Raw genomic sequence first — 13,697 nt, 5'->3', positions numbered from 1 at the left:
GGGGGGAGGGAATTGACATTTGTGAGCAATACAGACGTCCTGTCACCAGGCGGGTCGTCTCCAGAGAGAATCCGGGTTATGTTGCAGTTCATTCTCCGACGTTTGGGACTTGTCATCCCAACATTTATCGGTATTACCCTTCTCACTTTTGCCTTCGTTCATATGATCCCCGGCGACCCGGTGATGATTATGGCGGGCGAACGTGGTATTTCCCCTGAACGTCACGCGCAGCTGCTGGCCGAAATGGGCCTCGATAAGCCAATGTGGCAGCAGTACGTCAACTATATTTGGGGCGTGATGCACGGTGATTTGGGCATCTCGCTGAAAAGCCGTATTCCCGTCTGGGAAGAGTTCGTACCGCGCTTTAAGGCCACCATGGAGCTGGGCGTCTGCGCGATGATTTTTGCCATCATCGTCGGGATCCCGGTGGGTGTGCTGGCGGCGGTCAAACGCGGCTCTATCTTCGACCACACCTCCGTGGGCCTCGCGCTGACCGGCTATTCCATGCCTATCTTCTGGTGGGGGATGATGCTGATCATGCTGGTGTCGGTACAGCTTAACCTGACGCCGGTTTCCGGGCGTATCAGCGATACCGTCTTCCTTGACGATACCCTGCCGCTGACCGGATTTATGCTGATCGATACCGCGATTTGGGGCGAGCCGGGCGACTTTATTGATGCGGTGATGCATATGATCCTGCCCGCCGTGGTGCTGGGGACGATTCCCCTGGCGGTGATCGTGCGTATGACTCGTTCGTCGATGCTGGAAGTGCTGGGCGAGGATTATATCCGTACCGCGCGCGCGAAAGGCCTGACGCGGATGCGGGTGATCGTCGTTCATGCTTTACGTAACGCGATGCTGCCGGTGGTCACGGTTATCGGCCTGCAGGTCGGTACGCTGCTGGCGGGGGCCATCCTGACCGAAACCATCTTCTCCTGGCCGGGTCTTGGCCGCTGGCTGATTGATGCGCTGCAGCGCCGCGACTATCCGGTGGTGCAGGGCGGGGTGCTGCTGGTGGCGACGATGATTATTCTCGTCAACCTGCTGGTCGACCTGTTGTACGGCGTGGTGAACCCGCGTATCCGGCATAAGAAGTAAGGGGCCATCATGTCACAAGTTACTGAAAATAAAGTTGTCGCCGCACCGGTGCCAATGACCCCTTTGCAGGAGTTCTGGCACTATTTTAAACGCAACAAAGGCGCCGTTGTGGGGCTGGCCTACGTCGCGGTGATGATTATCATCGCCGTCTTCGCCAACTTCATCGCGCCCTATAACCCGGCGGACCAGTTCCGCGACGCGCTGCTGGCTCCGCCGTTCTGGCAGGAAGGCGGCAGCGTGACCCACCTGCTCGGCACCGATGACGTCGGCCGCGATATCCTGTCGCGCCTGATGTACGGCGCGCGCCTGTCGCTGCTGGTTGGTTGTCTGGTGGTGGTGCTGTCGCTGATCCTCGGCGTGGTGCTCGGCCTGATTGCTGGCTATTTTGGCGGCGTGGTTGACTCGGTCATTATGCGCGTTGTCGATATTATGCTGGCCCTGCCAAGCCTGCTGCTGGCGCTGGTGCTGGTGGCCATCTTTGGCCCATCCATCGTCAACGCCTCACTGGCGCTAACCTTTGTCGCCCTGCCGCACTACGTGCGTCTGACCCGCGCCGCGGTGCTGGTGGAAGTCAACCGCGACTACGTGACCGCTTCTCGGGTGGCGGGCGCAGGGGCTATGCGTCAGATGTTCATCAACATTCTTCCCAACTGCCTTGCGCCGCTGATTGTTCAGGCGTCGCTGGGCTTCTCTAACGCCATTCTCGATATGGCCGCTCTTGGCTTCCTTGGCATGGGTGCGCAGCCGCCGACACCGGAGTGGGGCACGATGCTCTCCGACGTGTTGCAGTTCGCGCAGAGCGCCTGGTGGGTCGTCACCTTTCCGGGTGTCGCTATCCTGCTGACGGTGCTGGCATTTAACCTGATGGGTGACGGTCTGCGTGACGCGCTCGATCCCAAACTGAAGCAGTAAGAGGTTCGAGATGGCGTTATTAAATGTAGATAAACTCTCGGTGCACTTCGGCGACGAAGGGACGCCGTTCCGCGCCGTAGACCGCGTAAGCTACAGCGTAAACCAGGGCGAAGTGGTCGGTATTGTCGGCGAGTCCGGCTCGGGCAAATCGGTCAGTTCGCTGGCGATTATGGGGCTGATTGACTACCCCGGCCGGGTGATGGCTGAAAAGTTGGAGTTTAACGGTCGCGACCTGAAGCGCATTTCCGAAAAAGAGCGCCGCCAGCTGGTGGGCGCGGAAGTGGCGATGATCTTCCAGGACCCGATGACCAGTCTGAATCCGTGCTATACCGTCGGCTACCAGATTATGGAAGCCATCAAGGTCCACCAGGGCGGTAATAAGAAAACGCGTATTCAACGGGCGATTGACTTGCTGACGCTGGTGGGGATCCCCGACCCGGCTTCGCGTCTCGATGTCTATCCGCACCAGCTCTCCGGCGGCATGAGCCAGCGTGTGATGATCGCGATGGCGATTGCCTGTCGGCCAAAGCTGCTGATTGCCGATGAACCGACGACGGCGCTGGATGTGACCATTCAGGCGCAGATCATCGAGCTGCTGCTGGAGCTGCAGCAGAAAGAGAATATGGCGCTGATCCTGATCACTCACGATCTGGCGCTGGTGGCCGAAGCGGCGCACAAAATCATCGTCATGTACGCCGGCCAGGTAGTGGAAACCGGCGATGCGAAGGATATCTTCCGCGCGCCTCGCCACCCCTATACGCAGGCGCTGCTGCGCGCGCTGCCGGAGTTCGCTCAGGATAAAGCGCGCCTCGCCTCGCTGCCGGGCGTGGTGCCGGGCAAATACGACCGTCCGAGCGGCTGCCTGCTCAACCCGCGCTGCCCGTATGCAACAGACAAATGCCGCAGTGAAGAACCTGAACTGAACCTGCTTAACGGCGGTCGTCAGTCAAAATGTCATTACCCACTTGATGATGCCGGGAGGCCAGGGCTATGAGTACGCATGAGGCCACCACGCAACAGCCTCTGTTGCTGGCCACCGATCTGAAGAAATACTATCCGGTGAAGAAGGGGCTATTTGCGCCGGAACGCCTGGTCAAAGCGCTGGACGGCGTCTCGTTTACTCTTGAACGCGGTAAAACGCTGGCGGTGGTGGGGGAATCCGGCTGTGGTAAATCGACGCTCGGCCGTCTGCTGACGATGATTGAAATCCCCACTGGCGGCGAGCTCTATTATCAGGGGCAGGATCTGCTTAAGCACGATCCGCAGGCGCAAAAGCTGCGCCGGCAGAAAATCCAGATTGTGTTCCAGAACCCCTACGGTTCGCTGAACCCGCGCAAAAAGGTGGGGCAAATTCTGGAAGAGCCGCTGCAGATCAACACCAGCTTAAGTAAGGAGCAGCGCCGGGAGAAAGCGCTGGCGATGATGGCCAAAGTGGGCCTGAAAACGGAACACTACGACCGCTATCCGCATATGTTCTCCGGCGGCCAGCGTCAGCGTATCGCCATCGCCCGTGGTCTGATGCTTGACCCGGACGTTGTAATCGCTGACGAACCGGTCTCCGCGCTGGACGTTTCGGTGCGCGCGCAGGTGCTGAACCTGATGATGGATCTGCAGCAGGATCTGGGGCTTTCTTACGTCTTTATCTCCCACGATCTGTCGGTCGTGGAGCACATCGCAGATGAAGTGATGGTGATGTACTTAGGCCGCTGCGTGGAAAAAGGGTCGAAGGATCAAATCTTCAACAACCCGCAGCATCCGTACACTCAGGCACTGCTGTCGGCAACGCCGCGCCTGAACCCGGATGACCGCCGCGAGCGCATCAAGCTGACCGGCGAGCTGCCGAGCCCGCTGAATCCGCCGCCGGGCTGCGCGTTTAACGCCCGCTGCCGTCGCCGCTTTGGCCCATGCACTCAGCTTCAGCCGCAGCTGAAGGATTACGGCGGCCAGCTGGTGGCCTGCTTTGCCGTCGACCAGGATCAAAACGGCGAGAAACCGCTGAGCTGATAATCAGGTATTGTCTTCCCCGGTGGCGCTAACGCTTACCGGGGCTACGGGTTCACAGACGCCTGCGTTCCCGTAGCCCGGCTAAGGTGTTACGCCGCAAGCCGGGGAAAATCCCGGCAGCGGCGGTTTATGACTTAATGTACCACCTCATCGCCATTATCAATTGGCGACCAGTCGACTTTTCCTTCTTCCTTAACCTGTCGCCAGGCCATAAAGGTCAGGAACAGCGTGGCAACGCCATAGCCAAACGTCACCGTCGGTGAAGCGTTAAACGCCATCTGATGGCCGTGAATAAAGCCGAAGAACGACAGGACGGTGGCTGCTGCGGCATAAAGCGCCGCCCAGTTAAAGCGCCGGTCGATAATGAACGCGGCAATCGCCCCCATCATTAACCCCGCCAACACCGCACCGCCCCCGGTGGTTGCCATACCGTGATACAGCACACCGTTGTTGGCCATCGTATTAACGACGTCAGCCGGGAGGTTGACGGTATTCGCGCCGGCCGCCGCCAGCGCACCATCGACCTGGCTCTTCGCCCATTCGGCGATATTCGGTACCAGCGCCAACACGATCGCCGGAGCGTGGCGTTTCGGCGACACCTGGAACGCCTGAGCGCCAATGACCAGACCGATAAACAGCAGAATAGGTACGATTGCCACCAGTGGGATGATGGAGAGCAGCAGCGCGGTGAGGCCCAGGAAGCAGACGATGGCCATACAAACACCGGTTGCCAGCGAATAACCAATGCGCCCGCCCATCGCTTTCCAGCCCGGATGGCCGATATAAACCGCAGGTGGAAACGGCGAACCCAACAATGCGCCGACAATCGCGCCCAGCCCGTCAGCCGCCAGTACCGCGCGCAGGTTGTAGCTGTCGCCTCCTACTGCGGCGGATTCGACGTTATTGAGGATTTCGGTAAAGTTGAAAATCCCTAACGGGATCGCCGTCACCAGCAGTGGCCAGACCAGGCTCATCGGGACGTTAAAGACATCAGTAGAAAGCGTGGGTAAATAGAGCGAGAAACGCCCCGCGGCCTCTTTGACTTCCGCCGGATTCATAATGTCGCTAAAGCCAAGCCAGGTCGCGCCCCAGCCCAGCAGGCAACCCACCAGAACCACCGCCAGCCCGCCCGGCAGACCGAACGGCAGCCGCACGTTACCGACCCAGTTGAGCAGGATAATGGCGAAGCAGACAATGCCAATCCAGGCGGTATCAAACATCTGATACGCCGGGCGCATGGCGATAAACGCAATCGCAATCCCCGCCAGCGTCCCCAGCATTGCGGCGCGCGGCGTATATTTACGAATCGCCGGGCCAACCAGCACGCCTGCCAGCACAATAAGGCCGACAATCATTGCCCAGATAAGCCCGAGCTTCCACGCCAGCATCCAGTCTTTATGGATAAGCAGCGTTGGCAGCATGACAACGAACACCACGATGAACATGTGCGGTACGCTTGGCCCGTATGGCAGGGCGGTCACCGTGTCGCGACCCTCGCGTTTTGCCATCCGCCAGGCAAGCCAGGCGTAAAACAGATTACCCAGCGGCAGCGCGATACCTAACGCTGGTAGGATGCGGCCATAAACGGTGGTCGCCGGGATTTGCGCGACGTACAGCGCGAGGCCTGACAGGACCAGCACGTTCAGTAATACGTTGGTAAACAGTCCGAAAAAAGCGTTGAGATCGCCCGTCACCCATAGCGGTGGACGAAATGTGAGTTTTCCTTGCCCCATAATCCTTCTCCTGAAGTTATTCAGTCATGTGGTGGCCGGTGTATGCCCGCCAACCGCCGAGGTCAGTGATCTCCGGCTGGCCTTCAACCAGCCAGGATTCCGCCAGAACGCCCAACACTTCACTACCGTCGTCCAGTAACACTTTGCCGATACAGAGTCCGGCAGGTTCTTTTTGCAGAATATTCCCCAGTCCGGCAGGAGGAACCGCCCAGATTTCCAGCGCGATTTTTGCGCCGTTATCCGGTGAACGAATCATTCCGGGGTGATCGTCGTTGATGCTCCAACAGCGGTAGCAGGGGGCCGTTTTATCCTCACGAACGAATTCGGCATTAACGGCAAGCATGTTGGGGTTTAGCTTCAGGCCGCGCATTAGCGTGCCGTTAACCGCAAGCAGGATTTTGCTATCTGACATCGTATTTATCCTTATTTATACCTGAATATAGGGCCGCCATTCGCCGTGCGCATGGCGGCGTAAACTTAACCGGTAAACCGGGTTCCACCGTTACCGTCAATGGCGCGAACGATGGTTTCCGGATTGGTAATCAGCCCAACCCCCGCAGGATTACATCGCAGGAAGGTGAGCATGGCTTCGACTTTTGGCGCCATGCTGCCGGCTCCGAACTGACCGCTTTGCAGCATGGCCTGCGCTTCAGCTAACGTTAAAGTATCGAGCCAGCGCTGCTCCGGTGTGCCAAAGTTGATGGCGACTTGCTCTACGCCGGTCGGAATCAGCAGCATGTCCGCCTGCAATTCGCAGGCCAGCAGCGCCGATGCGCGGTCTTTATCAATGACCGCCTGGGCGGCAATAAGCTTGCCAGACGTATCGCGCCAGACTGGAATACCGCCGCCTCCGCAGGCAATGACTAAGACATTTTGCTCAAGCAGGGTGCGAATAACCGGCGTTTCGATGACTTCTTTTGGTGCCGGTGATGCCACGACGCGTCGCCAGCCGCGGCCCGAATCTTCTGCGATATCCCAGCCCTGAGCCGCCGCCAGCGTCTCCGCCGTTTCCAGAGTCATATAGTCGCCGATAGGCTTATCAGGATGGCTGAAGGCGGTATCGTTTGGGTCTATTAACGTTTGCGTCACCAGCGCGACGGCGCTGACGCTATCAAGACCGCGTAAGGTCAATGCGTTATTCAGCGCGTTCTGGAACATAAAACCAATTGCGCCCTGGGTATCGCCGACCGCGTACTCCAGCGGCACCGCAGGAACGGCGTCTTTGGCGATTTCGCTACGGCGCAGGATAAAACCCACCTGCGGACCATTACCGTGCGTCACCACCACGCGCCAGCCTGCGGCAATCAGATCAACCACATTTTCAGCAGTGGCTTTTACCGCTTCGTACTGCTGTTCCAGCGCATTTTCTCCGGGGTTGCGGATCAATGCATTACCGCCGACGGCGACGACGGCGACTTTATTTTTTTTCATGGTCAGCTCCTTCTGCCAGCGCGCGAAGCGCGGCGGTAAAGCAGGCCAGCGGCGCAGTGGTGATCCCGGCACCGATCTGCCCTACGCCCGCGCGTTTATGCGCAATCCCGGTGTTGATGACCGGGAGAATATTGCGATCAACCACGTAGCGGGCATCGATACCGCAGCCGCTACCGGCAAAGTTCAGCGCGGGCAGCGTGAACGCCGGATGGGTGGCGAGCGTGATTTCCTGCATCGTCAGGCTATGACGGACGGCATCGGCTGGCGTGCCGCCGACGAATTTAACGATGGCCGGGGAGGCTGCCATGGCAAATCCGCCGATCCCGGCGGTTTCGGTAATTGCCGAGTCGCCTAAATCGGCCGCCGCATCGTCGATACCGTAGCCAGGGAAGAACAGGCCATCGACGGGATTAGCCGGGGCCTGGAACCAGCGTTCACCGGTACCAGAGAGGCGAATGCCGAAGTTGACACCGTTGCGCGCCATTACCGTAACCAGCGAGCTGTGCGGCACATCACAGGCGGCATCCAGCATTGATTTACAGGCAGCCATCGAAAGATTAAGGAAGAAATGGTCGTTGGCGGCGATAAACTCCAGCGCTTCCGGGCCGTGTTGAATACGCGCCAGATGCGGCGCCAGGCGTTTAAAGAACAGCCCGCTCGCTGCCGCGTTGCGGTTATGGCACTCATCACCCATATGCAGCGCCTGGGCAATCAGCGGTTTGAGCTCTATTTCGCCGCTGAGCGCCAGCGCCTGCTTCAATGCAGGAGTCAGCACGTTCCCCATCCAGGTCAGGCGGCTCAGCACATCCTCGTTATTGGCCCCGAAACGCAGAACTTTACCGAGTCCCTCGTTGAAGTTACAAAACGCGCGATTGCCGTGAGTGCGGTTTTCTACAATCCACACCGGCATGGAAGGACTGATAATCCCTGCCATCGGCCCGGTGGCGTGGTGATGATGGCACGGTTCGAGATCGACCAGCCCCGTCGCCGCCATTTGCATTGCTTCTTCCGTGCTGCTGGCCCAGCCTTCAAAAACAATCGCGCCAGCAATCGCGCCCTGCATCGGGCCGCACATATCGCTCCAGGCGATCGGTGGCCCGGCATGAAGAATTTTGCGTACGCCGTTCAGGCCGGAGATTGCCTCGCTGGCTTTGGCGACATCGACCAGTACCGGTTGGGCATCAAGATAGCGCTGTAGCGCCTGTTCGTTAGCGGCTTTTATACGCTCGTCGGCCAGCAGGGTCGCCAGCGTCCAGCCCGCCTGTTCATCACCCTGCGCCACGGGTTGCCATTGCAGATGAAGCACTTCGCCACCGGCTTCGCGCAGATTATCAGCAAAACTTTCCAGTCCGAGATTGATAACCGAAAGCGGTTGTTGAAATAAGGTCGTCATAGTTTATTTCCGTTGTTGCGCGATAAATGCCGCCAGGCGAGCGGCCTCGATATTGCTGTCAGCCACCAGGACGCCAGCGCTTTGCAGCAGCGTGATCTGCTGCGCTCTGTCCTGGGGATCGGTATCCGTGCCGCAGACATGAGCAAGCAAGACAATATGGCGCTGTTCAGCGGCTTCAATGCGCTGAATTTCTTCGATAATGGGCAGCAGGGCGCTGCACGGCTCGGCGCTGGCGCCATAGCCCAGCACGATGTCGAATAGCAGGACGGCGGTGCGCGGGTCCAGCGCTTCCGACAGCAGGCGCGCGTTACGCAGTTCCGGGTCAATCATCGGATGCGGGCGTCCCTGGGTGAACTCATCATCGCCCATATCCACCAGACTGTGGCCGTGACCATGATGTTTATCCTGCAGCGCCCGTGCGCCCGTTACAGGGGCATTGGATTCACAGGACAGTCCTGCCGCCTGGAGCGCGAGCTGGGCTTCGTAGCAGAAAGTCCCGCCCGCGAAAACGCCGCGAATGTCGGTTTGCTCCGCGGTCATCTCGCGAATCGATTGCACCGCTTGCTGCCGTAAGGCTTCAGGTAAGGAATGGCTGGCGGCGGCCGTTTCTCCCCGCAGCGTGGCGACCGCGATATCCGCGGCATGCTGCAGACTGTGGGCTGGGATGATGCCATACGTCAGCAGCGTCGCCTCGCTTGTCCCGAGGAAATGGGCTACAACCGGTTTGCCACACTGACGGGCGGATTCCAGCACTTTTTCCATGATGGCGGGTGACGGTGGTTTGGAGATCAGCGCAATGAGCTGCGTTTCGGGATCGTCCGCCAGCATGGCGATCCCTTGCAGCATGCTCAGACCACCAATCTCTTCGTGCAGATCGCGACCGCCGGTGCCGATAGCTTGCGAAACACCTTCACCGAGGTGGTGAATGCGGCAGCTCACTTCCTGTAAGCCGGTACCGGAAGCGGCAACCAGACCAATCGCTCCGCGGCGGACTACGTTGGCGAATCCCAGCGGCATTCCGTTGATGATGGCGGTACCGCAGTCCGGCCCCATCACCAGCAGGTTATGCTCGCGGGCATACTGCTTAATGGCCGCTTCCTGTTCTTCCGGGACGTTATCGCTAAAGAGCATCACGTGCAGCCCGGCGCTCAGGGCTTTAAGCGCTTCGGCGGCGGCGTAGCTGCCGGGAACCGAAATCAGCGCCAGATTAGCCTGCGCGGACGCTCCCACACCTGCGGCGATGCTGGTGGCCGGGCGTCGGGTTGTACCTTCGGTGTTTTCCGTTGCGGCTGGAGGGCTCAGTAACTCACCCGCCAGCGTCAGCGCCTGTTTTGCCGTTTCGTCATCGGCCAGCAGGGCAATAAGCAGATCGTTAGGTCGGGCCTCAAGCGTAATGGGCATTCCCGCATCGCGCATGCGTTCGATATTGGCCGCCGTCGCCATGGCGACAGAAGCTTGCTCAACGCCCTCTAAAGCATTGAGTTTTGCGGAAACCTGCATCAGAGAAACGGAATCTTTATACAGGTTAGGGAAGCAGTGGTAATGCAGAGTCATTTCCTGTCCTCGGGCAATAAGAGGCCACCGCCACAGATGTGGCGGAATGGGGTTATTACCAGTTGTCGAAAAATTAGTTTTGCAGCGCGCCGATAATGCTGGCTGAATCGCTGACCCAGCCGACGATGGCGCCCTGGGCTTTCATCATGTCGAGCGCGGCGCGGTGGAATTCTGGAAAGTAGGAGGCGCAGCAGTCTTCCGGGATGACCAGCTCGTAGCCTCTGTCGTTGGCTTCTCTGGCCGTGGTTTGCACGCACACTTCCGTGGTCACGCCGCAGATAATCAGTGATTTAATGCCGCGAGTTTGCAGAATCAGCCCCAGGTCGGTGGCGTAAAATGCTCCCTTGCCGGGTTTATCGATAATCGGTTCACCGGGGAGTGGCGTGAGCTCCGGGATGATATCGTGCCCTTGTTCGCCACGAATTAAAATACGCCCCATCGGGCCGGATTCGCCGATAAATGTTTTCCCGCCGCGTGTTTTTTTCGCTGGAGGACAGTCCGCCATATCCGCGCGATGGCCTTCGCGGGTGTGAATAATAAATAACCCTGAGGCTCGGGCTTGTTCCAGCAGTTGACGGCATGGCGCGATAGTCCGGCGCAGATGCGAGACGTCATTACCCAGCACCTCGCCAAAACCGGCGGGTTCGACAAAGTCGCGTTGCATATCGATGATGACCAGCGCAGTGCTGGCAGGATCAAACGTGAAATCAAAAGGTTGAGCTTGAATAGTACGCATAAACGATCCCTTGTTAGCTATGACTACACTAGCAGTGTATGGACAGAACGCGATGGCTGCGCAGAAAGGTTTTCTGCTTATCCCTCAAAAAATATGAGGGATAAATCCATATCGGCAAGGCAAAATGGCTGGGGTCCTGATGCCGTGGGGATTACGGCGAACAGGGGAGATCAGCCGGTCGGTCAAGGGGGCGAAAATGGATGTGCAAAAGTGTGAACCCCCTCGGGAAATAAGGTTAACGTATGGCTTTGAATGCACTAAAACATTGCGCCAGACTGACTTCTGGGCAAGCGGGGCGCGTGCACTCGGTCTTCACCCACGCCTGTAATCTGCTCATGCCGAATGGCGAACTCTGGGTTGTGCAAACCCGCGAAATGCCGCTGGCCCCCAACGGTATCATTGTCGACATCGACGATTTGCGACTCCGTTTTATCGCCGGGACGAGTGTGGCCTGTTTGCCCCGCGGGGGCGATGTGTCGATGCTCGGTTCGACTCCTGTCTCCACGCAGCTTATTTCTGCCGGAAACGCCGCGAATTTACGGCGTTTCGCCAGCGCATTATCTGTTTTCCTCGCAGGGCAACCCTGCAATGGTATTCGGCTGGCCTTGCAGCAAGAGCCCGCGCTGGCTGATGTCTATCAACGCTTTACCCGCTGGCTGACGAATGGTGAAGGTGATGTCGTTCCCCTGCTGCGTTTTCTGATTGGGCGCGGGGAGGGGCTAACGCCCTCAGGCGATGATTTCCTGGTGGGCGTATTGCTGGTCATGGAGAACTGGCAACATCCCCGGCTCTCCTTGCTGCGCCGGGCTATTCCCCCGCTGTTGTTAGCTACCACGGATATCAGTCGGGAAATGCTGGGACATGCGTGTCAGGGGCGCTATAGCCAGCATTTGTTAGCGCTGATGGCGACGCCTGCGGTTAATTTTCCTGCGGTTGCCGGGTATGGTCATACGTCTGGTCTGGATATGCTGGCCGGGATGGGGGCGGCGGTCAGCGTTTTATACCCGTCATACTTCAAGTTGCATGTGCGTTAGTTTTGTTACTCGGCTCATCCATGAGCCTCGCCCTGCAATCTGTTCCGGACAGATTTGTCGCTCACCCCTGTCACTTACGGAAGTCAAGCTCCAGGGGATTCCCTGCGTCACTGCCTTCCTGCAACTCGAATTATTTAGGGTATATCAGCAAACCCGGTCAACTGAGTTCGGTTAAAAACCCTTCGATGACATCCGCCCGCTGCAACTGCGTCAGCCACCAGTGGCAGCAAGGGCGGGGAGGTTCGTTTTGCCAGGCCAGAAAAAGCGGCGTCGGCGGTTTACTGACGTCCACCGGCACGCTAACGAGTCTGCCGTCGTCAATGTAGCGCTGGCAAAAATGGCGGGGAAGAAAGCCAATGCCCAGACCGTGGAGATGCATCGTAATTTTGCTGTGGTAATCGGGAGCGAGCAGCGCTTTTTGGCCGCGCAGTTGCCAGGCAACCTGTGGCTCGAGCTGCACGGAAGTATCCTGGATACAGATTGCCGGGTAGCGGCGCAGATCTTCTGCCTGTAGCGGGCGGTGAACCGCCGCCAGCGGATGGTCGGGCGCAATGGCGAACAGCCACTCAACGGCGGGCATTTCTGCACAAAGGACTTCACCGTGGCGTACCACCTGGTTAGGCGCGCCGATAGCGATATCCGCACGCTTTTCCAGCAGCGCGTCCCAGACGCCATCATGCACATCAATACTCAACTGAATTTCCGTTTGCGGGAAGTGGTGTTCACTTTGTTTCAACAGCGCGTAAATAGGTTGCAGGCTGATAATGTTATTGAGCGAGAGGCTTAAGCTCGTCTCTGTACCGCTGGCAATGCGACGAGTGGTGTGCTGCAACTCTCCCAGTTCGCTCAGGATCAACTGCCCTTTTTTGATAAAATAACGGCCCGCTTCCGTCAGGATCAGCTGTTTGCCCTGGCGTTCAAACAGTTTGGCGCCCAGCTCGTTTTCCAGCTTATGTACCGTGTAGCTGAGAGCCGTGGGCACCTTGTGCAGCTCTTCGGCGGCAGCACTAAAGTTGCCACAGCGCGCGATGGTGACGATGACGTTCAATGCCTGGACGCTTATCAACATACCCTCTTCCTAGCGATATACCCGTCATCCTTCAAGCTGCCTCTTTGTTGGCTGCACTCAGAAACCCCAGTCACATAGTTATCTATGCTCCTGGGGATTTCTTCCCTTGCCGCCTCGGTGCATCTCGAATGATTTTGTGTATAGACTGAAAAACCCCTTCACAATCGGGAACATAAAACGAACATTTATCGAATATAGAGGATCTGAAATCACTATGTCTATCAACTAAGCTAACTCTCTGAATATATTTTATTTTACGCTATTCAAGCTTTCAGGTGGTCTAAAAGGGGGGCAGCAATGATTTCTGATGTTGTTCTTTGTTGTTCGCTCAACGCTTTATATTCCTGGTTTTTGGATAACATCCTGAGCTATTTATTTTGCGGCAGAACATTATTTATTATTTTAATTAAGCGCGGGAGGTGATTTCTAAACGCCTTAAAAAATATTAAAATGTATTCTCTTTAGCCGTCGGTTGGCGTGTATTACGCCGTTTTTTAAAATTAAGGCAGTATAAAAAACTACTCTCTGCGAATAGCCTGGCAGGCTGCGGGGGGAAAGACGGCGCCGCCGCCTAAAAAATGGGGCTATCATTTTGAAAAAGAGCTGTTAGTGTAGCCGCACTACCACTATGGTATTACACCAGCCTGACTTATTCATAATAATCAAATCGCGACTAAAGTTAGCATATTGTGACGGGCATGACGCCGGATAAATGCCCAAAAAACAACAAATT

At 57.5% G+C, this 13,697-nt stretch carries 12 protein-coding genes; 5 read left to right on the top strand and 7 right to left on the bottom strand.

The genetic code is table 11. The annotated features are described in order from the left end of the window. Positions 1 to 78: 78 nt before the first annotated feature. From dppB to dppF, 4 genes are read left to right on the top strand one after another with little or no spacing between them, the layout of a single operon-like run. On the top strand, positions 79 to 1,098 hold the full coding sequence (dppB, locus tag KCG39_RS17280) for a dipeptide ABC transporter permease DppB (RefSeq protein WP_004126390.1): 1,020 nt from the start codon (positions 79 to 81) through the stop codon (positions 1,096 to 1,098). Positions 1,099 to 1,107: 9 nt separating this feature from the next. Next, the gene (dppC, locus tag KCG39_RS17275) at positions 1,108 to 2,010 is read left to right on the top strand and encodes a dipeptide ABC transporter permease DppC (protein ID WP_004126388.1); all 903 of its coding nucleotides are present in this window, start codon (positions 1,108 to 1,110) and stop codon (positions 2,008 to 2,010) included. Between the two features lie 10 nt (positions 2,011 to 2,020). Further along, positions 2,021 to 3,004 carry a dipeptide ABC transporter ATP-binding protein gene (dppD, locus tag KCG39_RS17270; RefSeq protein ID WP_004126385.1) on the top strand — a complete coding sequence of 328 codons (984 nt, stop codon included), beginning with the start codon at positions 2,021 to 2,023 and terminating at the stop codon, positions 3,002 to 3,004. Next, positions 3,001 to 4,014: a dipeptide ABC transporter ATP-binding subunit DppF gene (gene dppF, locus KCG39_RS17265; RefSeq protein ID WP_004126382.1), complete on the top strand. Its 1,014-nt coding sequence runs from the start codon at positions 3,001 to 3,003 to the stop codon at positions 4,012 to 4,014. The genes dppD and dppF overlap by 4 nt, the downstream gene beginning before the upstream one ends. 134 nt (positions 4,015 to 4,148) lie before the next feature. Here dppF and KCG39_RS17260 read toward each other — a convergent pair whose 3' ends face one another. From KCG39_RS17260 to KCG39_RS17235, 6 genes are all read right to left on the bottom strand, one after another. Beyond that, positions 4,149 to 5,747 carry a hypothetical protein gene (locus KCG39_RS17260; protein WP_004126379.1) on the bottom strand — a complete coding sequence of 533 codons (1,599 nt, stop codon included), beginning with the start codon at positions 5,745 to 5,747 and terminating at the stop codon, positions 4,149 to 4,151. A gap of 16 nt (positions 5,748 to 5,763) precedes the next feature. Beyond that, entirely contained in the window at positions 5,764 to 6,159 is a 396-nt protein-coding gene (locus tag KCG39_RS17255) for an allophanate hydrolase-related protein (protein ID WP_004126376.1), read from the bottom strand. A 65-nt stretch (positions 6,160 to 6,224) separates the two neighbouring features. Continuing rightward, on the bottom strand, positions 6,225 to 7,178 hold the full coding sequence (locus tag KCG39_RS17250; protein ID WP_142445854.1) for a carbamate kinase: 954 nt from the start codon (positions 7,176 to 7,178) through the stop codon (positions 6,225 to 6,227). Beyond that, complete coding sequence (locus KCG39_RS17245) at positions 7,165 to 8,571, bottom strand: YlbE family protein (protein WP_142468087.1); 1,407 nt, start codon at positions 8,569 to 8,571, stop codon at positions 7,165 to 7,167. The genes KCG39_RS17250 and KCG39_RS17245 overlap by 14 nt, the downstream gene beginning before the upstream one ends. 3 nt (positions 8,572 to 8,574) lie before the next feature. Further along, on the bottom strand, positions 8,575 to 10,125 hold the full coding sequence (gene fdrA, locus KCG39_RS17240) for an acyl-CoA synthetase FdrA (RefSeq protein ID WP_004126367.1): 1,551 nt from the start codon (positions 10,123 to 10,125) through the stop codon (positions 8,575 to 8,577). Between the two features lie 73 nt (positions 10,126 to 10,198). Further along, positions 10,199 to 10,861, bottom strand: coding sequence for a cysteine hydrolase family protein (locus KCG39_RS17235; protein ID WP_004126364.1), 663 nt, complete (start codon positions 10,859 to 10,861; stop codon positions 10,199 to 10,201). Positions 10,862 to 11,103: 242 nt separating this feature from the next. Between KCG39_RS17235 and KCG39_RS17230 the strand changes: the two genes are divergently transcribed. Then, on the top strand, positions 11,104 to 11,895 hold the full coding sequence (locus KCG39_RS17230; protein ID WP_004126361.1) for an oxamate carbamoyltransferase subunit AllH family protein: 792 nt from the start codon (positions 11,104 to 11,106) through the stop codon (positions 11,893 to 11,895). Between the two features lie 157 nt (positions 11,896 to 12,052). Here the strand turns inward: KCG39_RS17230 and KCG39_RS17225 are convergent, their stop codons facing one another. Further along, on the bottom strand, positions 12,053 to 12,964 hold the full coding sequence (locus KCG39_RS17225) for a LysR substrate-binding domain-containing protein (RefSeq protein ID WP_004126358.1): 912 nt from the start codon (positions 12,962 to 12,964) through the stop codon (positions 12,053 to 12,055). Between the last annotated feature and the right edge of the window lie 733 nt (positions 12,965 to 13,697).

It is taken from the genome of Klebsiella pasteurii (assembly GCF_018139045.1).
Lineage (GTDB): Bacteria > Pseudomonadota > Gammaproteobacteria > Enterobacterales > Enterobacteriaceae > Klebsiella > Klebsiella grimontii.
This window is presented reverse-complemented; position numbering and strand designations above follow the sequence as displayed.